Origin of the sequence: Roseateles chitinivorans (assembly GCF_002761755.1) — a bacterium.
Classification (GTDB): Bacteria; Pseudomonadota; Gammaproteobacteria; order Burkholderiales; family Burkholderiaceae_C; genus Roseateles; species Roseateles chitinivorans.
The window spans coordinates 1-471 of record NZ_PEOG01000196.1; the positions used below are offsets into that span (position 1 = coordinate 1).

Sequence of the window (471 nt, forward strand, 5' to 3'; positions counted from 1 at the left end):
ACGGACCGAATCCGGGTGGATCGGCGGTGCCGATCCACGCCGGGAGGGACTCGTGATGGGTGACCCGGGATGACGGGTACTCCGGTGACCGTGGATGTGATGCGGTTGACGCCCGCCGACTGGCGGCTGTTCTCGACGATCCGGCTGCGCGCGCTGGCCGACTCGCTGGGCGCCGACGACCCGCACTACCGCCAGGAGGCCAGGTTCACCGCGAGCCAGTGGCGCAGGCGACTGTGCGAACACGCGCAGTGCGAGGCCGGGATCGACGGGCGGGTGGCCGGCCTGATCGGCGCGCAGTACCAGAACCCCGACGCCATCTACCTGTATTCGCTGTGGGTCGATCCTTCGGCACGCAACTGCGGACTCGGCCACCGCCTGATCAGCGCCGCGGTGGCCTGGGCCCGGGACTGCCGCGTGCACACGATCCGCCTGCGCGTGGCCGCCGACAACACCGTGGCACGCAGCATCTAC

General features: G+C 70.7%; 1 protein-coding gene. It reads left to right on the forward strand.

The features are described 5' to 3' along the window. Positions 1-69: 69 nt before the first annotated feature. The coding region (locus CS062_RS25355) for a GNAT family N-acetyltransferase (protein ID WP_099864570.1) at positions 70-471 on the forward strand (402 nt) is incomplete at its 3' end.